At 37.8% G+C, this 23,006-nt stretch carries 24 protein-coding genes; 16 read left to right on the forward strand and 8 right to left on the reverse strand.

Annotation, left to right across the window (positions count from 1 at the left end):
• Positions 1–28 precede the first annotated feature (28 nt).
• The 14 genes from ureG to ACQ7EO_RS10620 all read left to right on the forward strand — a co-directional run bounded on the left by ureG (position 29) and on the right by ACQ7EO_RS10620 (position 11,395).
• A complete protein-coding gene (gene ureG / locus ACQ7EO_RS10555) occupies positions 29–643 on the forward strand; it encodes an urease accessory protein UreG (RefSeq protein WP_004720292.1) in 615 nt (204 codons plus the stop codon).
• Positions 644–722: 79 nt separating this feature from the next.
• Entirely contained in the window at positions 723–1,289 is a 567-nt protein-coding gene (locus tag ACQ7EO_RS10560) for a HupE/UreJ family protein (protein ID WP_434279556.1), read from the forward strand.
• Between the two features lie 43 nt (positions 1,290–1,332).
• Positions 1,333–2,202 (forward strand): urease accessory protein UreD, encoded by an 870-nt coding sequence (locus ACQ7EO_RS10565; RefSeq protein ID WP_434279557.1) that lies wholly within the window; start codon positions 1,333–1,335, stop codon positions 2,200–2,202.
• Between the two features lie 100 nt (positions 2,203–2,302).
• Positions 2,303–2,605 carry an urease subunit gamma gene (ureA, locus tag ACQ7EO_RS10570; RefSeq protein ID WP_004720298.1) on the forward strand — a complete coding sequence of 101 codons (303 nt, stop codon included), beginning with the start codon at positions 2,303–2,305 and terminating at the stop codon, positions 2,603–2,605.
• 30 nt (positions 2,606–2,635) lie between these two features.
• A complete protein-coding gene (locus ACQ7EO_RS10575; RefSeq protein ID WP_419338062.1) occupies positions 2,636–2,944 on the forward strand; it encodes an urease subunit beta in 309 nt (102 codons plus the stop codon).
• A 13-nt stretch (positions 2,945–2,957) separates the two neighbouring features.
• On the forward strand, positions 2,958–4,658 hold the full coding sequence (gene ureC, locus ACQ7EO_RS10580; protein ID WP_004821679.1) for an urease subunit alpha: 1,701 nt from the start codon (positions 2,958–2,960) through the stop codon (positions 4,656–4,658).
• A gap of 188 nt (positions 4,659–4,846) precedes the next feature.
• Positions 4,847–5,458: a lysozyme gene (locus ACQ7EO_RS10585; RefSeq protein ID WP_434279558.1), complete on the forward strand. Its 612-nt coding sequence runs from the start codon at positions 4,847–4,849 to the stop codon at positions 5,456–5,458.
• A 208-nt stretch (positions 5,459–5,666) separates the two neighbouring features.
• A complete protein-coding gene (locus tag ACQ7EO_RS10590) occupies positions 5,667–6,713 on the forward strand; it encodes a hypothetical protein (protein ID WP_434279559.1) in 1,047 nt (348 codons plus the stop codon).
• A 96-nt stretch (positions 6,714–6,809) separates the two neighbouring features.
• A complete protein-coding gene (locus ACQ7EO_RS10595) occupies positions 6,810–7,391 on the forward strand; it encodes a histidine phosphatase family protein (protein ID WP_434279560.1) in 582 nt (193 codons plus the stop codon).
• Positions 7,392–7,406: 15 nt separating this feature from the next.
• A complete protein-coding gene (locus ACQ7EO_RS10600) occupies positions 7,407–8,465 on the forward strand; it encodes a hypothetical protein (RefSeq protein WP_434279561.1) in 1,059 nt (352 codons plus the stop codon).
• Between the two features lie 80 nt (positions 8,466–8,545).
• Positions 8,546–9,511 carry an allantoinase PuuE gene (gene puuE / locus ACQ7EO_RS10605; RefSeq protein WP_434279562.1) on the forward strand — a complete coding sequence of 322 codons (966 nt, stop codon included), beginning with the start codon at positions 8,546–8,548 and terminating at the stop codon, positions 9,509–9,511.
• 126 nt (positions 9,512–9,637) lie between these two features.
• Entirely contained in the window at positions 9,638–10,159 is a 522-nt protein-coding gene (uraD, locus tag ACQ7EO_RS10610; protein ID WP_434279563.1) for a 2-oxo-4-hydroxy-4-carboxy-5-ureidoimidazoline decarboxylase, read from the forward strand.
• A 33-nt stretch (positions 10,160–10,192) separates the two neighbouring features.
• Positions 10,193–10,513: a hydroxyisourate hydrolase gene (gene uraH / locus ACQ7EO_RS10615; protein ID WP_239045587.1), complete on the forward strand. Its 321-nt coding sequence runs from the start codon at positions 10,193–10,195 to the stop codon at positions 10,511–10,513.
• A gap of 159 nt (positions 10,514–10,672) precedes the next feature.
• Positions 10,673–11,395: an outer membrane protein OmpK gene (locus tag ACQ7EO_RS10620; protein WP_166782461.1), complete on the forward strand. Its 723-nt coding sequence runs from the start codon at positions 10,673–10,675 to the stop codon at positions 11,393–11,395.
• A gap of 203 nt (positions 11,396–11,598) precedes the next feature.
• Here the strand turns inward: ACQ7EO_RS10620 and ACQ7EO_RS10625 are convergent, their stop codons facing one another.
• Positions 11,599–12,093 carry an ureidoglycolate lyase gene (locus tag ACQ7EO_RS10625; RefSeq protein WP_434279564.1) on the reverse strand — a complete coding sequence of 165 codons (495 nt, stop codon included), beginning with the start codon at positions 12,091–12,093 and terminating at the stop codon, positions 11,599–11,601.
• Between the two features lie 4 nt (positions 12,094–12,097).
• Positions 12,098–13,105, reverse strand: coding sequence for an allantoicase (gene alc / locus ACQ7EO_RS10630; protein WP_244012603.1), 1,008 nt, complete (start codon positions 13,103–13,105; stop codon positions 12,098–12,100).
• Between the two features lie 213 nt (positions 13,106–13,318).
• Here alc and hpxO point away from each other — a divergent pair, with 213 nt between their 5' ends.
• Entirely contained in the window at positions 13,319–14,476 is a 1,158-nt protein-coding gene (gene hpxO / locus ACQ7EO_RS10635) for an FAD-dependent urate hydroxylase HpxO (protein WP_096734172.1), read from the forward strand.
• Positions 14,477–14,651: 175 nt separating this feature from the next.
• Here hpxO and ACQ7EO_RS10640 read toward each other — a convergent pair whose 3' ends face one another.
• A complete protein-coding gene (locus ACQ7EO_RS10640) occupies positions 14,652–15,584 on the reverse strand; it encodes a LysR family transcriptional regulator (protein ID WP_434279565.1) in 933 nt (310 codons plus the stop codon).
• 296 nt (positions 15,585–15,880) lie between these two features.
• Here ACQ7EO_RS10640 and ACQ7EO_RS10645 point away from each other — a divergent pair, with 296 nt between their 5' ends.
• Complete coding sequence (locus ACQ7EO_RS10645) at positions 15,881–16,936, forward strand: Rieske 2Fe-2S domain-containing protein (RefSeq protein WP_434279566.1); 1,056 nt, start codon at positions 15,881–15,883, stop codon at positions 16,934–16,936.
• A 64-nt stretch (positions 16,937–17,000) separates the two neighbouring features.
• Here ACQ7EO_RS10645 and ACQ7EO_RS10650 read toward each other — a convergent pair whose 3' ends face one another.
• From ACQ7EO_RS10650 to ACQ7EO_RS10670, 5 genes are all read right to left on the reverse strand, one after another.
• Positions 17,001–18,482 (reverse strand): aldehyde dehydrogenase, encoded by a 1,482-nt coding sequence (locus ACQ7EO_RS10650; protein ID WP_434279567.1) that lies wholly within the window; start codon positions 18,480–18,482, stop codon positions 17,001–17,003.
• A 194-nt stretch (positions 18,483–18,676) separates the two neighbouring features.
• Positions 18,677–19,921, reverse strand: a complete 1,245-nt coding sequence (locus ACQ7EO_RS10655) for a transposase (RefSeq protein WP_262086299.1) — start codon at positions 19,919–19,921, stop codon at positions 18,677–18,679.
• A gap of 246 nt (positions 19,922–20,167) precedes the next feature.
• Positions 20,168–21,310, reverse strand: a complete 1,143-nt coding sequence (argE, locus tag ACQ7EO_RS10660) for an acetylornithine deacetylase (protein ID WP_434279568.1) — start codon at positions 21,308–21,310, stop codon at positions 20,168–20,170.
• Positions 21,303–22,289, reverse strand: coding sequence for a LysR family transcriptional regulator (locus ACQ7EO_RS10665; protein WP_004821644.1), 987 nt, complete (start codon positions 22,287–22,289; stop codon positions 21,303–21,305). Before ACQ7EO_RS10665 ends, argE begins: the two co-directional genes overlap by 8 nt.
• 35 nt (positions 22,290–22,324) lie before the next feature.
• Positions 22,325–22,996, reverse strand: coding sequence for a DUF1028 domain-containing protein (locus ACQ7EO_RS10670; RefSeq protein ID WP_434279569.1), 672 nt, complete (start codon positions 22,994–22,996; stop codon positions 22,325–22,327).
• Between the last annotated feature and the right edge of the window lie 10 nt (positions 22,997–23,006).

The following is a 23,006-nucleotide window of genomic DNA, read 5'->3' on the forward strand; positions in this document are numbered from 1 at the left end:
AGAATGAAGCATAGAAAAGGAAAAAATGATGACAGAACGTAGCCCTTTACGTGTTGGAATAGGTGGTCCTGTTGGTTCAGGTAAAACAGCATTAACCTTGAACTTATGCCTTGCTTTACGCAACAAATATAATATGGCGGTTGTGACCAACGATATCTATACCAAAGAAGATTCTAATTTTTTAACTCGTCATGAAGCGATGTCACCAGAACGTATTGTTGGTGTTGAGACAGGTGGTTGTCCACATACGGCAATTCGTGAAGATGCTTCAATTAACTTGGCTGCAATTGATGATCTTTGTGAAAAATTTGATGGTTTAGAGCTGATTATTATCGAAAGTGGTGGAGATAATCTAGCCGCTACGTTTAGTCCCGAATTGTCTGATTTAACTCTTTATGTGATTGATGTTGCAGGTGGTGAAAAGATCCCACGTAAAGGTGGTCCCGGCATTACCAAGTCGGATTTATTGATTATAAACAAAACAGATTTAGCTCCAATGGTCGGTGCAAATCTCGATGTGATGGATCAAGATGCAAAACGCATGCGCGGTGACAAACCTTTTTTATTTTCAAATATGAAAACTCAAGATGGTTTAAAGCAAATCATTGAATTTATTGAAAAACAAGGTTTATTTAAAGCTTAGCGTAGAGATTAAAGCTTAGTCGCGATATTAAAAATAATTGTATCTATTTGAATTGAAAAATAATCAAAGGAGAATTCGAATGCGTTTTTTTAAACACAGTCTGATGGCATGTGCTGCATATTTACCTGTATTGGCTTTGGCTCATCCTGGACATGATCACCATAGCGGTTTTTGGGCAGGCTTTATTCACCCATTTACAGGTTTAGATCATTTGATGATGGCAGTCGCATTTGGTGTATTGATGTGGACGGCAAATCAACGCTGGAAACTTTTCGGCTTGATTGGCTTAGCTGTAGCGATGGTGATTGGCTTTATGATCGGTAGCCAAGGATTTATTCCAGCAGCAGTTGCTGAGTACGGCATCATTGCGTCATTGATTTTATTGGCTGTTGCGCTTTGGACAAAAACAAATCAAGTTTTACCTATCGCAGCAGTTCTATTGGCAAGTTTTCACGGCGTTGCACATGGCGCTGAATTAGGCCAATCAGGTCATGCCAGCTTACTGATTTTAGGTATGGTGACAGCAATGGCATTGATCTATGCGGGTGGATTGGGCATTGGTGCTTTTATCAAAAAGTACGTTCCATATGGCAAAAAAATTATTGGTACTTTGGCTGCAATCGTTGCCGTTATTGGTTTGGCTTAATGTTTAAGCGCTTAATTGCGGATTTCAATTTATAAAGGCGGTCATGATAAGTTTAGTAGAACATCTTCCTGATCAGCGCCTGTGGTATGCCAAACTCGAATTGGGTTTTCAGGCTCAAACTGTGCGAACGATATTGGCGCATCGTAGACATTTTGGACCTGTACGTGTGCAAAAGATGCTGTGGCCAGAAAAAACTGGAATTTGTCATGCGATTATTGTCCATCCGCCTGCGGGTATTGCAGGTGGCGATCATTTAACATTTGAGATCAGTGTAGATGCTGCTGCCCATGCCTTAGTCACAACCCCAGGTGCTGGTAAATGGTATCGAACCAATGGCAAACAAGCTTATCAACATATCCATATCTCAGTTGAACACAATGCTGTGTTTGAATGGCTTCCTCAAGAAACCATGTTATTTGATGGTGCCAATGCTCACTCAGAAACCTTGATTCAGCTTGATCAGACAGCAAGCTTTATCGGTTGGGATATGTTGGTAATTGGTCGACAAGCTCGAGATGAAAAATTTCAATCTGGTGCTTATCACAGTCATTTTAAATTATGGCGAAATCAGCAATTACTGGTGGCAGACACACTGAGTTTTAAAGGCAATGATCGTTGGCTCAGTTCTTGTCTAGGCATGAATAATCATGCCGTTATGGGCAGTTTATGGGCTGTTCCTCCTGAAAAATTCCGAGCAAACATTTATTTAGAGGCACATATCGATTTAATTCGTGAGTTGATGATGCGAATGGATATGCCTGTAAGGTTAACCTTATTGGGTGATGTCATTAGTGCACGTTTTTTAGGCGATGATGTTCGACATTGTCATGATGCCTTTGCTGCAATTCGTGCCAGATTAAGGCGATATTGGTTTGATTTGGAAGAAGCATTTCCACGCATTTGGCGAACTTGATTCATTTAAAGATCACCTTTTAGAAATAAAATCTGCGTGTTTAATTTAAAACTGAGCACATATTTTGCATAAAAAAATGTGAGAACTTTAGGAAATACATATGGAACTCAATCCTACTGAAAAAGATAAACTGCTGATTTTTACAGCGGGTTTAGTTGCAGAACGTCGCAAAGCACGTGGATTAAAACTCAATTATCCTGAATCTATTGCATTTATTTCTGCAGCATTGCTTGAAGGTGCACGAGATGGAATGACTGTCAGTGAGTTGATGCATTTTGGCACCACTTTACTCAGTCGTGATGATGTGATGGAGGGTGTGCCTGAGATGATTGCCGAAGTGCAGGTAGAGGCTACTTTTCCAGATGGCTCGAAGCTCGTCACAGTCCATCAACCGATTGTATAGAGAACACTTCTTCAAAATTAGGATAAGCATATGATCCCTGGTGAAATTATTACACCTGATAGTGATATTGAAATGAATGTCGGTCGTGAAGTACTGAAAATTTCAGTGTCAAATATAGGTGATCGGCCGATTCAAGTGGGTTCACATTTTCATTTTTATGAAGCCAACGATGCTTTGCAATTTGATCGTGAACGTGCCAAAGGTTTTCGTTTAAATATTGCGGCTGGTACAGCGGTTCGGTTTGAACCGGGGCAGCGACGTGATGTAGAAATCGTTGCACTGGTCGGAAAACGTGAAGTCTATGGTTTCGCAGGGCGTGTGATGGGTAAGTTGGACTAAAAGGATAATCAAAATGAAAATGTCACGTCGAGCTTATGCTGAAATGTTTGGTCCTACCGTTGGGGATCGAGTACGTTTAGCAGATACCGAACTTTTTATAGAAGTTGAACAAGACCTTACCACCTATGGTGAAGAAGTTAAATTTGGTGGTGGTAAAGTTATTCGCGATGGGATGGGACAATCTCAATTACTTGCAGCAGATGTTGCAGATACGGTGATTACCAATGCATTGATTGTCGATTGGTGGGGAATTATTAAAGCCGATGTGGGATTAAAAAATGGGCGAATTTGGAAAATAGGTAAAGCTGGCAATCCTGATATTCAACCTGATATTACCATTCCATTAGGTGCGGCAACTGAGGTGATTGCCGGTGAAGGACAAATTCTTACAGCAGGTGGTATTGATACTCATATTCACTGGATTTGCCCTCAACAAGTTGAAACAGCGTTAATGTCAGGAACAACGACCATGATTGGTGGTGGTACTGGTCCTGCTGCAGGAACATCGGCAACAACGGTAACACCGGGGCCATGGCATATTTCAACTATGCTGCAAGCCATTGATGATTTACCTATGAATATTGGCTTATTGGGTAAAGGTAATTTGAGTCAACCTGAACCGATTGCGGAGCAGATTAAAGCGGGTGTGGTGGGGTTGAAATTGCATGAAGATTGGGGTTCTACCCCTGCTGCAATTGATAATTGTCTAACTGTGGCAGATGAATATGATGTACAAGTGGCGATTCATACCGATACTTTAAATGAAAGTGGTTTCCTTGAAGAAACACTGGGGGCGTTTAAAAATCGTACTATTCACACTTATCATACTGAGGGTGCGGGTGGTGGTCATGCACCTGATATTTTAAAAGCCATTGGTCAGGCAAATGTTTTGCCATCTTCAACCAATCCAACCCGTCCATATACCATCAATACCATTGATGAACACTTAGACATGCTCATGGTCTGCCACCATTTAGATCCAGCGATAGCTGAAGATGTCGCATTTGCTGAGAGCCGTATTCGTCGTGAAACGATTGCCGCAGAAGATATTTTGCAAGATCTCGGCGCAATTTCGATGATGTCTTCTGACTCTCAAGCCATGGGGCGTGTGGGTGAGGTGATTTTACGCACTTGGCAAACGGCGCATAAAATGAAAGTACAACGTGGGCCATTAGAAGGTGATAATCAGTACCATGATAATAATCGGGTGAAGCGTTATATTGCAAAATATACAATAAATCCCGCCATTACTCATGGTTTAAGCCACGAAATTGGTTCTATAGAAGAAGGGAAACTTGCTGATTTGGTGTTGTGGAAACCCGCATTTTTTGGGGTAAAACCATCGATGATCATTAAAGGTGGAATGATTGCGGCAGCGCCAATGGGGGATATTAATGCCTCAATTCCAACACCACAGCCGGTACATTACCGTCCAATGTTTGGGGCGTATCCAAGAGGCGTGCATAATACCTGTATTACTTTCTTGTCACAGGCCGCAATTGAACTTGGTGTTGCTGAAAAATTACAATTAAAGAAGTTAATTTCACCTTGTAAAAATACCAGAAACATCACTAAACAAGACATGAAGCATAATAGCTATTGTCCTGTGATGGATGTGCATCCTGAAACCTATGAAGTTCGTGCCGATGGTGTACATCTAACTTGTGAAGCTGCTGAAGTATTACCAATGGCACAGCGTTATTTCTTGTTTTAATTCTATGTATATCAACAACAAGAAGATAAAACTCCTTTCTTATGATAAGAGCGGAGTTTTTCGATTTAAAATCAATAGATCTATACCCAATGCAACCAAAGACAACTTTATTTATTCAAAAAGCTATGTTTAATATTGGGTGGTATTGGTACAGCGATATAACCTTTTCCTTTTTTTGAGTTTTATTGATGACGCAATTTTGGTCTAAATTTTTTTCCAAGTTACTTTCTACGTTGTTTTCAAAACCATTGAATCAACAGCAGCGCGAATCGAATAAACATCATCAAGCTTCTGGTGCAGACGTTGCAGTAGCCGTGGATACAGATGCTAAGGAGATTGGCTTTGCACAAGATCAAATTACTTATGTAAGTCCTCAAGGCGTGGATTTGATTTGTGGTTTTGAGGGATTAGAGCTTAAAGCTTATGATGATGGTGTCGGGGTTTGTACCATCGGTTATGGAACGACGATTTACCCGCATGGAAAAGCTGTTCAGTATGGTGATACTTGTACCATTGAACAAGCAAAAAACTATATGCAATATGACCTTAGACGTTTTGAGAAAGCAGTAACTGCTGCTGTAAATGTGCCGTTAAATCAAAATCAGTTTGATGCGTTGGTTTCATTGAGCTATAACATTGGTATTGGTGCTTTTAAAAATTCAACTTTATTAAAATTATTGAACGCTTCTGATTATCACGCTGCCAGTGATCAATTTGATGTTTGGATCAAAGCAGGTGGCAAAACAGTACAAGGTTTAGTAAACCGAAGAGCAGTAGAGAAACTCTTATTTAACTCATAATTTTAAACCTCTTTGCTAAATTAAAAAATGATCATCTGGAGTGAATCATATAGCTATAGAAGGTTCCTTCTCCCTTGGGGGAGAAGGCTAGGATGAGGGGGCTTTTATGTTAATTTATGATTTAAAAAAGAGCTGATGAAAGAAGCCTTTTGAAAATGAAGATGATTTTTAAAATATCAAAAAAGAGAAAAATATAAGGGCCAATTTGATGATTAGAGTATTAAAAATAGCAATTTTTATTGCTTTTATAGGGATGAATAAATTTGCGTATGCTGATGTGCGGTCTGAATTAAATTTAATAAGCCAAGATTTATTAATAGCATGTAAAAATGAAGATGATTATAGACCAATAAAAAATTTGAATAACTTCTTAAATGACTCAAAAGGAAGTGATATTCATGTATATGATCTTATGTTTATATTTAATTCAGATTTTTTACTTTTTATAAAAGATAAAAATTGTGCTTTGGCAGCAAGTAAATTTTCAGCTAATGGTATTTCAATTAAAGAAAAATATTTTAAAGATAAATATGATATAGAGAGAATGCTGAATAATGAAGTTTATAGGCAAGCAGGTTATGCTAATTTAATTGAGTATTCTTGGACGATGGATAACCAAAAATTACAACAAGCTCAAGAAAATTTTAATATTTATTTAAATAGAAATATTATTTCAAAAAATGAGAAAAGCCGATGTGGAGAGTTATGTAAAGATTATGTATATCTAAAAGAAGATCATGGATTTTATCTTCCTCTTCATTATGTGGGTATTTTAATGGCATATCATGATCTATTTCAACATCATTATAAAAATTTTAAAAAAACAGAACAGCAGATCACACAACTTCAAGAAATATTTGATTTAACTAATGATTTTGAAATCAAATATATAAAAAAAACAGGTTTAAATTCTTTCCCCTTCGAAGTTGCATCAATTGAAAACTTTAAATTCATTTTTAAAATTGATGACCGAAACATTAAAAATATTTTCTATGCAAAACTAGATGCTTATATAAAATATCGTATTGAAAACAATCTTCTTGATGATCGCATGATAGAAAATATATATGAGATTTTAAGCAAAGAAAGCAGATACTTGTACACAAAGGTTGAATATCTAGGTACACATGAGACTAAAAGCAAAAGTGTAACAAGTTATCAATTAGGTCAGCACATTTATAGTTTTATAGTTTCAGACAATAAGTTAAAACTAATTATGGAGCCGATAAATTTTTCTAAGCAAAATTCTGGATGATTAATCTTCAAAAATGATGATTGAAATATGAGTTGTAAATTGATTGACTAAAAATTATTGATTATTTTCAAAATAAAGGTGAGGTAAGAGAATTTTATGAGCATTTATTTAATCCGTCATGCGCAAAGTTTGGGTAATGTAAACGGTAAAACTGAGTCACATGCAAGTATTCCCTTAACCGAATATGGACATGAACAGGCGCAAAAACTTGTTGATGTTTTACCTCCAGCAAAGCAAATTTTTATCTCGCCATTCCTCCGTACACGTCTAACAGCTGAACCAATTTTATTACGGGATCAGATTACACCTCAAGTTTTGAATATTCAGGAGTTTTCTTACTTATCCGATACGCGATGTAAAAACACCACTTTAGAGGAACGAAAACCTTGGGTTGATGATTATTGGAACCAAGCAGATGTGAATCTAGTGACAAGTGAAGGTGCTGAATCTTTTGCCAATTTTTATCAACGTGTTACGGACTTTATTTCGCACTTGGATTCGTTAAAAGTACACTATCAACATGATCATTTACTGGTATTTAGTCATGGTCAGTTTTTACAGTTATTGAAAATGCTGGTAGAGCAAAAGCGAGAATTATCATCACAATTAATGCGTGATTTTCGTTATGCATTGTTAAATCATCAATTAGACAATACAGAGTTTTTTATTTTTAAATAAAATGAGATTAACAGCATGAATTTTATAATAAGAAAAATTGCTCTATTGACAGTTTTTACGTTTATACCTGTATCTACATATGCAGATATTGTGGCTTTAAAGTCAGATTTAACTCAATTTGCGCAACCTCTTGAAACACAATGTAAGGGGCCTGAAAGCTATATGCCTCTTAACATGTTGCATAAATTCTTAAATCGTTCAAATTCTGAAAAAATAGATGTGTATTCGATGGATGTTATTTTTGTTTCAGATTTTTTGGGTTATTTAGAAGATAAAAATTGTGCTTTAGCGGCATCTGATTTCACCATATCGGGCGTTAAAATTTTGAATCAATATCGTAACTTATGGGAGAAAGATTTACCAAAAGAGAGAAAAATCTTGAGATATGAAACCTACCTTGCAGCAGGTGATGCAAGTTTGGTGAAATATAAATGGACGCATAAGATTCAATATCTAGATGATGCGCATCAATTTTATACAAAGTACTTAGTGACCAATGCAATCAGTCAACAACAAAAACAACAATGTGGGAAAAAATGTGCTGAATACTTAGCTGATGTAAGTAAGATGCAATACTTTAATCTGTATGATTACGCGTCTATATCCTATGAATATCAAAAACTTTTTCGTGATATCTATGAACAATATTCACAACAAGATGCAAATTTTTCAGACAATCTCGAAAGTCTGAATCTGGTTTTTGAACGCACTGATCAATTTGAAGTGAATGCAATTAAAACCACAGGATTAAGCTCAGTAAATAAAGAGGTGGCTTCTTTAAATAATTTTGATCGCATTTTTAGTTCTGGTGATAAAAAACTTATAGAACTTTATACAAAACGTTTAGATCAATATCTACAAAATAGAATCCAGCATAAATTATTAGATGCAGAGATGACGGATAAAATTTATCAATTCTTGTTAAAAGAATCGAATGAAAATAATGCGATGATTGTACGTACTCAGCAGGAAAGTGCTCTTCAACCTAATCAAAGTTTTCAAATTGGAAAACACCACTATATTTTCAATGGAAAAAGTCATCACATGCAGTTAACTTTCCAACCCGTTGAGTAAAGCATGAGTGAGATTGGCATAAAAACTGCTTGATCATTCACACTAAAAAATGGTGATTGAAAAGTTTAAAGGCGGTTTGAGTGAGTAAAACTTATTTACGTGGGCAAGACTTAATAGACCAAATCCAAAATACTCCCTATTCACGAGATCTCATTGGCTATCACGGTCAAGTACCTAAAGTAGCATGGCCTAATCAAGCCCAAATAGCAGTACAGTTTGTCCTTAACTATGAAGAAGGTGCTGAAAACCATATCGAACATGGTGATGCCGGTTCTGAGCAGTTTTTATCTGATATTGTGGGAGCAGCAAGTTTTCCTGACAAGCATATGTCGATGGATTCGATGTATGAATATGGTGCTCGTGCAGGATTCTGGCGTATTCATCAAGCGTTTAAAAAGCGTAACTTACCCATGACCATATTTGGAGTGGGCATGGCACTGGCACGTAATCCATATATTGTGGAAGCCATTCAACAAGCCCATTACGATGTGATTTCACACGGACAGCGTTGGCTAAATTACCAAACTATAGATATTGAAACGGAACGTCAGCATATTGATCAAGCGATCAGCATTCTAGAAACCTTGTTTGGCACTACACCAATGGGGTGGTATACAGGGCGAGATAGCCCAAATACGCGTAAATTATTGGCTGAATTTCCACAGATCAAATATGACTGCGATTACTATGGTGATGATTTGCCATTTTGGACCAGCTTAACCAATTTACAAGGCCAAAGTCGCCCGCACCTGATCATTCCATATACATTAGAAAGTAATGATATGAAATTCTGTGCGCCTGCTGGTTTTAACAGTGGCGAGCAATTTTACCAATATTTAAAAGATGCCTTTGATGTGCTTTATGCAGAAGGTGAAACTGAGCCGAAAATGCTATCGATTGGCATGCATTGTCGTATTCTGGGACGTCCCGGTCGTTTTAAAGCATTACAACGTTTTTTAGATTATATCCAGACACATGAAAAAGTCTGGATCTGTCGTCGTGGTGATATCGCTGAACATTGGTTTAAACACCATCCAGCCGCATAATTGTCGCTATGAGGATGTGGCTTTTAAGGTAAGCACTTTAATTTTAATTGAATGAAGTAAAGCGCGTTGCAAAGTTTATATAAAAGTGTTTGAAAATTTTAGCGAACTCAAGCATAGGTATTATTCGTGAAAATAGAAGAATTTAATCAAGCATCATCAGAAGAGCTTACAACCTTGCTCAAGCATTGTGTGCACATTCAACGTTGGTCAGATGAAATTTTGTCACAACGTCCATTTGGTAGCACTCAAGCGTTAATGGATTTTGCAAAAGCACAAGCCTCAACTTGGACATGGTTAGAGGTTGCAAATGCATTAGCGACACACCCACGGATCGGTGAAAAAAAGGCTCAGGCTGTGCTGAGTGAAAAAGAGCAAGCATTTTCCAATCAAGAGCAATCAGCAATAAAACAGAGCACTGAAACACAACATGCTTTATTGCAAGGCAATATTACTTATGAAAAGAAATTTGGTCATATTTTTTTAATTCGTGCTATGGGCTTAGATCAGACTGAAATTCTACAAGCACTGAAATATCGTTTATTAAATGATCCTGAAACAGAACAGCGTATTGTTAAACAACAACTTGGTGAAATTGCAATGTTAAGACTCAGTCAAGAACTGAGTGAAGATGAAAGTTTAAATGATTGATTGCATTAAAATAATGTTTAGAAAGGAAATAACATGATCAGTACCCATATATTAGACACGCATCTCGGTAAGCCTGCCGTAAATGTCCTGATAAAATTATTGGATAGCCAAGACAATATTGTTGCAGAATCAAGGACCAATGAAGATGGACGGGTAGCAGATTTTAATTTAAGTGGAATTAAAACAGGGAATTATAGTTTGGTTTTTTATACTGCTGAATATTTTGACCGTTTAGCCTTAGCAACGTTTTTCCCAAAAGTTGTGATTCATTTTTCAGTCCTTGATATTGCACAACATTATCATATTCCTCTATTAATCAGCCCATTTGCTTATTCCACGTATCGTGGAAGCTAGCTTTTATAGAACTAGATTTATAGAACTAGTTTTTTCATGATTTTAAAGCCCATTGATTTGGGCTTTTTTTATGAAATTTTGACCAAATGTAAAAAATTGGCTTTGTTTTTGCTTATTCACGCAGGTGTTTACCGCTATTTCTGATGGGGAATTTATACAATGAAATTAACACAATTTGCTGCGCTTTCAACTTTGGTTTGCACCGCTTTTAGCACCCATGCTGCGCCTATTTGGCAAGACTTTAGCATTACTGGATTATATGGAAAAAATTATGAATTAATTGCTCGGGAAGATGACCAATCGACCATTACTTTTGAATATGCAGCCAAATTAAAATATGGGGACTTCTTTGCATTTGCGGATCGTACCAATAATGATGTTTCAGGCAATGAGACCTATTTTGAAGTTTCACCACGATTGAGCTTAGGCGCGATTTCAGGGCATAAGTTGGAAGCAGGGCCAATCAAAGACGTTCTTATTGCTACAACATGGGAAGGCGGTGAAGGGTTTAATAATTATCTGTATGGGATCGGGGTAGATTTGGCGATTCCATATTTCCAATATGCACAATTAAACTTTTATAAAGCAGACAATTACAAGAACACAAATGATGATTATCAGCTGACTTTTGTTTTTGGTGTGCCTTTCAAAATTGCATCAGAAGATTTTCTTGTTGATGGTTTTCTGGATTGGTCAACCGCTGAAGATGATCATGCCAGTGAGTTAAACTGGACCACCCAGTGGAAATGGAATGCGGGTAAACATATTTCACCGGATACGAAATTGTATTTAGGCGTTGAATATTCCGTTTGGAATAATAAATACGGCATTTCAGGCAAAGATGAAAATAATGTCAGTGCTTTAATTAAATATCATTTTTAAAATGATCTTTATCTGATCATGTTTTTAAATGCATGAATAGGATTGAGATAAGCTTAAGATAAATTTCCAAACCAGCGCAACACTGAATGATGCTGCACTGGTTTTTTATAACCTAGGGTGAAGTCTTATCTCAGTACTTCTCAGCACTTTTAGTGTGAATGTTTTGATCCATGCATTTTTTATTTGCTGTTTTGAAAGGATGATTATAAGGTCAGGACAATATTTTCATTAAAGTGAAAAACATCGCAATTGTGACCCTCACCAATCCGATCAATTACAGTAAAGTCGCTGGGTGCTTCAAGCGTCAATAACGGATGATGCCAAGTGCCTGCACGATAGTTTACAGCCTGTTGGCCATTGCTTATAAAGGCATAAATATGATCAAGATCAGGTTGATCCTGATCTAAAGCCGCTGCAACAACAACCAAGAAGGATTGACCTTGCATCGGGATAAATGCCTGTGAACCGAGTGGATGGCGTTCAAGCATTTGAATTTCGCAAGGCACTTGGGTTTTTTGAATATTACGAAAAATACTCAACCCGACTTCAGCATTGGCCGCTTGAGCCAAAGATAAAGCATGATAGCGTTCCGTATGCGCGCCATTGATATGGAAAAAGTCATTGCCAGAACAGGCAATGACCTCACCAAAAGCTGCAAAAGCTTCAGCAGTTAATGGCTGAATTTGGATATATTTCATAAAATCACTCTGCAATTTTACCCCATAATCGGATACGGCTAATGCCACCGTCTGGAATCATATTGACACGAATATGTGAAATTTTTTCATGTTTTAAAATATCGGCTACATAATCATGAATATGATCCATTTGCATATCCTGAGCATTGAGTAAAAATGGCCAAAACATACTTTGCGGAATCAATTGTGGATCAGTCGCATTTTCAATATATATCGCCTGAATCGATACTTGAGCGGGGAAATTGCCTTTGAAATGTGCGGTATCAATTTCAATTTTTTCAATTACACCACTTTGACCGAGCGCCAAAATACACCAGTCAAATCCAGGTGCACGGCGGCGTTTGGTTTCCCAACCATCACCCATATTGATCCCACGATTCGGATTGATCAAATTACGGGGATGACCAAAGTGTGCATCACTATAGGCAATCACGCGTCCACCATTTTCAAGTGCCAGTAAATCTAATGTATGTTGGCGATCTTGGATCTGTATTTGCACTTCACCATAGACGCGGAATCGTGCAATGCCACCATCAGGAAAAATATTTAAGCGGACATGGGTAAAGACTGCTGAATTTTTAATGTCAAAAATATGATGTTGGCTGGGGCCAAGAACAGAATTATCTAGAATGGGCTGCCATAGTGCATTGCTTAAGTCCCCATTTGGTGCATAACAGGCTTCAATTGAAGCAGAAGCAGGGTAATTCCCCGTAAAAAAAGTAGTATCAATATCAAATGCTGTAATTTTTCCAGCAACACCTAATTTAACAATTGCCCAGTCATAGCCTGCATGGCGTTTACGGCGGGTTTCCCATCCATCCATCCATTTGCCGTGATCATCAAATTTATCTTCTACAAAAATAGGTGGATTAAATTGCAACATTCGTTGTGCTTCTGCAAAAAAATCATCTGAACATTCAAGTACTTTTGTACCAATTCGGGGATCTGCCAAATTGCTGTATTGTTGCAAATGTGCAGGAAGCTCAAAACTTGGTGCAAGTAAAGTTGCCATATTTATTTACCATTCATATTATGATTTATATCATTTTATTGATTGATATCAGCACTTAAAGTTCAATAAGCACTCATAAAAACAATATCTTAGCGTCCTCATCATGCATAGCCTATGCCAACTTTGCTTAAGGAATGTTGTGATTTTTATATAAATGGCACGTTTTTAGCATTTTAGTCATAAGTGTTAAAGAAACAGACAGAGGAGAAATAGATGGAGATTACTATTATCGGTGCAGGTATGGGGGGATTAACCGCAGGTATTGCACTAAAAAAATTCGGACATACGGTCACCATCTATGAACAAACTGAACAAATTCTAGCTGTAGGTGCTGCTATTTCTTTATGGTCAAATGGTGTTAAGTGTTTAAATTATTTAGGCTTAACGGATCAAGTTGCTAAACTTGGTGGTCAAATGGATCATTTAGCCTATATCGATGGCTTAACTGGTGAGCACATGACTCAGTTTAGTTTAATGCCTTTGATTGAAGAGGTTGGGCAACGGCCTTATCCAGTTTCCCGTGCAGATTTACAAAACATGTTGATGGATGAATTTGGCCGTGAGGATATTCATCTTGGGAAAAAAATGGTTGCATTAGAACAAGTAGATCAACATATAAAAGTTCAGTTTGCAGATGGCAGTGAAGTCACCACAGCATTGTTAATTGGTGCTGATGGAACACATTCGCTGACACGTCAGTATGTATTGGGTGAGCAGGTTGAACGTCGTTATGCAGGTTATGTTAATTGGAATGGCTTAGTCGAAATTTCAGATAAATTTGCCCAAGCAGATCAATGGACAACCTTTGTTGGAGAGGGAAAACGTGTTTCGCTTATGCCAGTGGCAGAGCAACGTTTTTACTTCTTTTTTGATGTGCCATTACCTGTAGGTTTAGAAAACAGTAAAGCCCAATATAAAACACTCTTTAAACAATATTTTAAGGACTGGTGCCAGCCCGTTCAAAACTTAATTGAAGCGATTGATGAGCAAAAAACCAATCGAGTAGAAATTCATGATATTGAACCTTTTACCCAGTTTTATAAAGGCCGAGTGGTGATTATGGGGGATGCGGCTCACAGTACCACACCTGATATTGGTCAAGGCGGTTGCCAAGCTATGGAAGATGCAATTTACTTAGCAAGAGCTTTGCAAATCAATACATTAGGTTTAGAGGATGCGTTAAAACGTTATCAAAATAAACGTAATGAGCGTGCCAATGAGCTGGTATTACGTGCACGTAAGCGCTGTGATGTGACCCATATGAAAGATGAGGCTGTGACCGAAGCGTGGTATCAAGACTTACGTCAAGAACAAGGCCCACATATTATGCGTGGCATTATCAGTAATATTATCGGAAATCCTTTAGATTAAATGTTGCTAGGTCGATGCTGAATTTAAATTACTGAATCTAAATTCAGCATTGGAAATCTAACGCTTTTGATTCATATATGTTTAGGGAGTTATTGCTAGTCATCACTCAGCTACACGTCATTGCTTTGTTGCTTAAGGGGCTGTTGTTCATGTATTACAACATAGCTAAAGCTGATTATTGATAAGGGATCAACTTGAGCTTAAATGCTTCGATTTGTTCAATAAGATGCTTAATCATAATCTGCGATACGCGTGAAAGTTGTCGTTTTGGCGCAACACATAAAGCCAGTGTTAATGGATATAAACCCTTTTCTCGAATCGGCTTAAAAACCAGCTCGCCACGCTCTAAATATGGATATGCATCAATAAATGACAATAAACCAATACCTAAATTCTTTTGAATTAATGACATAATCATTCGAATGTCATTACAATCTAAGTGCTGTTGTGGGCTAAATTTATGGTGCTTATACAAGGTCTGCACATAATCATGAATAATTAACGGTGCACCAGGAATTAAGTGTTTATCGTTGACACTATCTGACAAATAAACTTTCTCATTTTTTGTTAAAGGATGATCTTTAGGTAAAACAAAACCGATTGGGATTTCGACAAAAGATAAAACCTCTAATTGATGATGGCCTTTCGGATTTAATAAAATTCCAAAGTCAATTTCAGCGTCCACAATCATATTTGACACAGTTTCACTGTCTTGGATATGAAAATTAAAATTAATCCAAGGGTAGTTGTCATACATATATTGAATTGAATCTAAAACAAAGCCATCACTAAGTGCGGAAATCAATCCGCAATCAATTGTTCCCCGAGAAAGCCCTTGGATTTCATCAAAACGATTACGGGTTAATTGAAATTCTTTTTGCCACTTAATCAAATCTGCATAGAGTAACTCTCCAGCAAGCGTCAGTTTTAATCCACTGGGTAAACGTTCAAACAGATCAATGCCAAACTCTTCCTCAGCGAGCGCGATTTGACGATGTACCGCTGATACTGAAATATAGAGTTGATCTGCTGCTTTTCTTAAGCTGCCTGTCTTGGCAACTGCAATAAAATAATCAGAAAATCGCGAAAAAGTTGTATTCACAGGCATATGGGCTGTCCATTATTTATATTTCACGGACTTATTCCTAAGCAATGAAAATCAAGGAAATTTAAAACTCGCTAAAATCACAGATCACTAAGCGATTTTTATGCCAAGGATGAGTTTTTTCTAAAAATAATTTTCAGATAGGTGTTCTATTTTTTAGAACGAGATAAGCAAAACATTCTAATAGACAGAATTAGACAAAATTCGTAATTTAAAACTCAGCCATGATTTTAGCTGAGCAACATGCTGAAATCACAGCATAAGATCATGACATTAAATATATATTCTGTGAGTTTCGTATGAATGCAATTCCAGTTCTGAACTTATTTAGTCAACCACAATGTAGTGGTTTTGAGCCTAAAGACTGGGAAATACTTGCTCAGCATTGGTATCCTGTCGCACGTGAGCAAGATGTCACAACAGCCCCACAACAAGTACAACTCCTTGATGTGAAAATGGCACTTTATCAAACTGCAAGTGGTGCGATTCAGTTGGTGCGTGATATTTGTCCGCACCGTGGTGTACCACTCAGCAAAGGTTGGGTACAAGGTGAAGAGATTGTTTGTCCCTATCATGGATTACACTACAACACAGCAGGTCAATGTACAAAAATTCCAGCCCAGCCAGACCTGACAAATATTTCAGAGCGCTTTAGTCTCACCAAATTTCCTGTAGTGTTAAAATATGGTTTGGTTTGGACAAGTTTATTTAGCCGTGATGCAAGCCATGCAAACTTTCCAATATTGGACACTTGGGATGATCCTGAGCATCAGCCCGTACTGCCACCATTTGTCGACATTGCGGGCTCAAGCGGGCGGCAATTGGAAGGCTTTATTGATGTCGCACATTTTGCTTGGGTACATCAGCAGTCTTTTGCCGATGCTGAAAATCCTGTCGTACCCAAATACATCACTGAGCGTACAGACTATGGTTTACATACAGAATATGTCAGTAATGTGAGCAACTACCCGCATGGCTTACAGCATCTGGCACCAGAGGGTTTTTTATGGAAACGAATTTTTGATGTTTACCCGCCATTTTCAGCAGTGTTAAAGGTTGAATTTCCACGCGAGGGTGTGTTGAAAATTTTAAATGCCTGTTGTCCTGTATCACATAACAAAACCCGCTTATTTGTACCACTGACCCGTAATTTTGATACCACAGGCGACTTGCAAGCAGTTTACGATTTTAATGCGCAAATTTTTGCAGAAGATCAGGACATGGTAGAGAGTCAAAAACCTGAAGAGCTTCCATTAGATATTACAATGGAAGCACATTTTGAAGCAGATCGTTCATCTACAACTTATCGTCGAATATTGGCAGAATGGGGGCTAAGCAAACGCTATATTGTATAAATTTTCTTTATAGCATCAGGAGCAGTCAATCTTTCTTTTTGACGGATTGAGTGCTCTTTTGGATTTACAGTTGAATCCATGTGGTTTTTAACTGTGTAAATTTATCAATCGCATGTAAAGATAAATCACGACCATAACCTGACTGTTTATATCCTCCAAATGGAGTACTGACATCTAAAGCATCTACTGTATTAATAGAGACTGTCCCGACTAAAAGCTGTTTAGACAGAAGAATTGCTTTCTGAATATCTTGGGTCCAAATTGAGGCAGCTAATCCATAAATGGAGTGATTGGCAAGTTCAATTGCTTCTTCTTGGGTTTCAAAAGTTGTGATTGAAACCACAGGACCAAAAACTTCGTCATGGAAGATTTTAAAATCAGGATTGACACCGATTAGAATGGTTGGTGCCACATAGGTGGCTGGATCTAAAGCAGCATCTAAATCAAACGGAATAATATGAGATTGCGCACCTTGAGCCTTGGCTTGATCAATAGCAGCTCTGACATTTTCTGCGTGTTGACGATCAATTAAACAACCCATCGTAGTATTCGGATCTAGAGGATCTCCAATCTTAAGTGTTTGGGCTTTGGCTATAAATTTCTCTATAAATTGTTGTGAAATGCTTGTTTCTAATAAAATCCGTGAATTTGCCGAGCATACTTCACCTTGATTATAAAATGCACCAAAAATCGCCTTATCGACCGCTTTATTTAAATCAGCGTCAGCAAAAATGATATTGGCACTTTTCCCACCGGTTTCTGGCCAAACAGGTTTCATATTGGATTCAGCAGAATAAGCCAAAAACTTTTTTGCCGTTTCGGTCGATCCAGTAAAGACTAAACAATCGACATCTGGATGTCGTCCAAGTGCTTGACCCGTGATATGTCCTAAGCCAGTAACTACTTGTAATACACCATCTGGAATGCCAGCTTGTTTTGCAAGTTCAGCGAGTTTTAATGCAGTAAAGGGTGATTGTTCTGCGGGTTTTAATACAACACAATTTCCTGTCGCTAAGGCAGGTGCAAGTTTCCAACTCGCCAAATCAAGCGGAAAGTTCCACGGGACCACAGCAGCGACAACGCCTATGGGTTCACGACTGACCATCGCCAGTTGGTCTACACTTGTGGGGGCAATTTCATCATAAATTTTATCAATACTTTCTGCATACCATTCAAAGCAAGATGCTGCACCAGGAATGTCAACATGCAGTGAATCCTGAATCGGTTTACCTACATTGAGGGTTTCGAGTAAGGCAAGCTCTTCAGCATTTTCACGAATAAGTTCAGCAAGCTTTTTAAGTATTTGTTTACGCTCGCGCGGCGCTAACCGAGACCAGACACCACTGTTAAAGGTCTTTCTCGCATGTTGAACAGCTTGATCAACGTCATTGGCATCACATGCTGACATATCGACTAAAAACTCAGCGGTGGCTGGATTTGATACTTTATAGGTCTGTGTGGTGTTGACAAATTGTCCAGCGATAAAGGCACAACTTGGCAGTGTTATCTGCGCGCGTTGTTCTAGCCAATCCTGTTTTAGTTTCATTCATCTTCCTTAAAATTTTAGCGATAGAGTAGGTTTAACCGTATTATTTTTCGCCAATTTTGTGAATTTGTTTTATACAAGCCTTGGGTTTAGAAAAAACAAATTAAATAGACTTCTTTCACCAGTCCTTTTTAAAAGCATAAATCATCTTAAAAGCGCCCTCATCCTAGACTTCTCCCAGCGGGCATTGGTATCTACACATCTTTTTGTAGAGACTCTAATGCAATTTCAGCAATCAGCTTAAGGTCATCAACCGAATGTTCAGATAATAATTGTAGTGTATTCAGTAATATTGACAGACCAGCCAAAATTGCAGGAGCACTTTCCCTTGTTCCTCTTTTTTGTTGTCTTCCTGATAGACGTGTTAGAAAGACTCTAACTCTTGAATTTTTCTCATCATTTTCTCGCTGTATTCGCCAAGTTAACACACATGCCATACTTGCAATTAAGAGTCGTCTTAATATCGCTTGCGGAGTTGTTTGTAGCCATGACTCAATGTCATGGCCCGCCTGTTTTAACAACTTAAAATAGTTTTCTATTTTCCAACGCCAGTAATACCAAGTTGCCAATTCTATACTTGGAATTTCTGATGATACATTACTTAATAAGCTCCAACGAGAAAGTGATTTTCCTTGCTTATTTTTAACTTCAACTACAATCAGTCGAACGGTTAATGACTTTCCCTTTTGTGGTGGAACTCTTTTTCCCGTTTCGTCTTTCTGCATTGGTCTTGCATTACGTGTAATACTGATTTGAGTTTCACCAACATAGAGTTGTTCGCAATTCCCTTTATATTGAATTGTATGGGTTTGTGTAGTTGGTATTTGGTCTGACACTTCCCTTAACTTAACATCTTCTCCTTGATATTCAACACGATTTCCTTCTTTACCTCGAATAAGAAATAAATGTTCTTGTTGATTCAATAATCTAAGATGAGCAATTGAATCTCCTTCACGATCAATAATATGTACGAGTTTCTTTTCTATTGGTAAAGACTCAATATGTTCGATTTGTTCACATAGTGCATTTAAGTGGGTTTCTTTTATTTTATGCCCATCAGTAAATGTTGAATAACGTCCAGTAGCATCACATAAAGTTTGATCTAATGGTGCAATGGGTAAACCCGTTTCAGCATCAATTAATAAACTGCTTTGTAATTCATAGCCTTTGTCACTTGCATGTGTTCTTTTGAATCTATTTAACTTGTTGTTATGTTTGAAATATTGTAGTTGAGACCAATCATGAGCAACTAAGGCATAGTGGTGATTCGATAGAGCGATTTGTTCAAGCGCAAGTTTCTGAAGAGGCTGATTGAGTTGTTGAAATGAAACGTTTTCGTTATTTAAGAAACGCCAAACTGCTTGGGTTGTAGCAAAGCTAGTCTTTTGGGTAGAGGCAATATCTTTAAGCGCTGGGGCTAATGAAGCAAGTGGATTCATATTAAGTTTTACAAGACTTCCGTAGCGTTTAACTAATCGGTTATCTAAGTGTGGAATGTTAAATTGGAGAGCATGCTCTCCAATTTAACTTAAATAGATTTAATTGTGTAGATACCTATGCCCAGCGGGAGAAGGAACTTTCACAATACCAATATGATTCACTACACATGATCATTTTTTATTTATGAAAGATCTTTAAGGTGTTGCTTATTTTTTAAACTAACTTTTTAAATCAATAGTCGCATCTTAGCGCTTAATATGACTGAGCAGGCGTTCAAAAAATGCATCACATTGTTGCATCTGTGAGATTTCAATATATTCGTCTGGTTTATGCGCAACTTGAATAGAACCTGGGCCACAAACGAGTACCGCAGAATTTAATTGTTGATGAAATAATCCACCTTCTGTGCCAAATGAAATCTTCTGTAATGCAGTTGCTGGATCAAGGAGGTTTTGTAAAAATTTGACCGCTTGAATTGTGGTTGAGGTATTTAGTCCGGGATATTGGTTAATTTCCTGAAAACTGACAAATTTTGCATAAGGGCTTTGCTCGATATATTCAAAAATTTTCGATTGAACTGACTCCGTATCTTGTTCTGCAAGATTACGAATCTCATAATCTAAAACACATTCATTGGGAACGATATTTAAAGCTTTACCGCCTTGTATTTTCCCGACATGTACAGTGGTATAAGGCACATCGTAGTCCATATCGACAATTGGACCTTCTGCAATCTGTTTTTGTGTTGTGGTAATGGCCTCAACAACATTTTGAGCACAATAAATCGCATTGACATATAACGGGGCTAAAGCGGAGTGACCTTCTTGTCCACGACAAATTGCTTTAAATACTGCTTTGCCTTTATGGCCTGTGGCAATATTCATACTGGTAGGTTCACCAATCACACAAAGCTCAGGTTGAATAATTAATTCAGAGAGTAGGCCAAGAATTCCGCGTACACCAATACAGCCAATTTCCTCATCATAGGAAAGGCACAGGTGCAGTGGTTTAGCCAATTCTGGCATTTGTGCTGCTTTTAACATGGCCTGTATCGCGCAGGCGATAAAACCTTTCATATCAGCTGTACCACGACCAAAAATTTTATCGTCTTTGATTACAGCGTGGAAAGGTTCGGTGCTCCACGCTTGTCCTTCAACTGGAACCACATCGGTATGTCCAGAGAGCAATATACCAGCTTGGTCTTTAGGACCAATACTTGCCAATAAGTTGGCCTTGGTCTGCTCTGGATTAAAATTTAAAGTGATACTGATTCCCGCAGGTTCAAGTAAATTCTTAACGAATATGATCAGTTCTAAATTACTTTTGTAGGATGTTGTATCAAATGCAACAAGTTTTTTAAGTAGTTGAATACTCGACAGATTAGACATCTGAGGAATCCTTTTGTGTTTGGGCTTTTATATAGGGATCGTAGAAATGCGGCGAACTCATACCCGAAATAAAATGATCGGAGATAAAGCTTTTACAACGACTAATGAATGCTTCGACAACAATATTTTTGGGTACATTTTTCGGTGTCGCAATGCCGATATACATCGGGCGATGTTCATGCGCAATACGAATACGGACCAGACGTTTACCATCAAGGCTATAGGTGTTTTTCGGGCGAACATTCAAAATCGTGTAGCCAATATTATTGGCAACCATTGAACGAACGACATCGATATTTTTTGAAGAACGCACAACATTGGGCGTAAGATTTTGAGCTCTAAATAATGATAAGAAATATTCATTGCTAAAGGGCATGTCTAAAAGAATCATCGGGTACTGTGAAAGTTCTTCTAAGCTTACAACAGGCAATATTGCTAAAGGGTGCTCCTCACTGACCAATACATGGGGCGGCAATTTCGTTAAAGCTTCAAAATGAATAATATTTTCATCAATATTGAGATCGTAAGTTAAAGCAAGATCAATATCATTACGTATAAGCGCATTTAGAAGTGCTTGTTGATCATCTTCGTAGAGGTCTAAAGAAACTTGCTTATATAAATTGGAAAATCCATTGATGATATCGGCATAGATCATCGGGGTAAAAGCAGGGAAGCAGCCTACTTTTAACGGCCCACGTATGGAACCAGAAAATTCTGCCGCAAGAGAATATAAACTTGAAGCTTGGTTTAAGATCTTCTTACACTCCAACATGACACTTTTACCAACAGTGTTGAGGATTAAGCCTTTGGCATGTTGGCGAATAAATAATTGGGTTTGTAATTCTGATTCAATATGTGCGATTGCGGCAGAAATAGACGGAGAGGATACATGTATCTTCTCCGAAGCGATAATGATGCTGCCACATTCAGCTGTTGCAACAAAGTATTCCATTTGTCTTAAAGAAATTCGATTTAACACTTTGGATACACCTCCATTGTATACCCTCGAAAAATTTATTCATTTCCTAGAACACCATAGCTGCGAGCATTGATCGGGTTTAAAGCTCTTAAAACATAATCATCAATTTGCGGTTCATATATCTGCCATAGTGCGATAAGGTCGGAAATGGGTTGATCTGACCAGTCCACGCGTAAGTCAACAATCGGCCATTCCAATTTGTCAACAACCAAAAGACCAGCAGAATGTACTGCTCCTGCTTCTCCACCAGCCTGTTTTCCTGCGTCTAATGCATAAAGTAAACGCTCAGCTAAAGCGCCTTTACTTTGTTCGAAGTGTTTGAGCATAACATGAGTAACATTCTCATTTGCAAGTAAATTACCCGCACATACAGCATGTTTCCCTATATGTTGTGTATAAATTCCTAAGCTATTTGCTCCACTATAGGCAAAAGGCTCATTCACGGCATCAAGTAAAGTTAATTGGCGGTATTCAATAAAATCGGTATTTTTAGTTAATTCTGTAATCGCATTTTTAGGCGATATATTATATTTGGTCATTTCAAGTAAAATGCTGGCCAATTGAGGATCAGTTATATTTTGGCTTGCTGCAACACCAATCCCAGCTTTGGCACGTATACATCTTGATGCAACGGCTGGAGAGGAGGAACTAATTGCTGCACCGAACTGTCCTGTTTCACTACATCTCGCAATAATTGAAAATGTCATATTTCCCTCA

Origin of the sequence: Acinetobacter sp. CE-15 (assembly GCF_051059255.1) — a bacterium.
GTDB classification, from domain to species: Bacteria; Pseudomonadota; Gammaproteobacteria; order Pseudomonadales; family Moraxellaceae; genus Acinetobacter; species Acinetobacter guillouiae.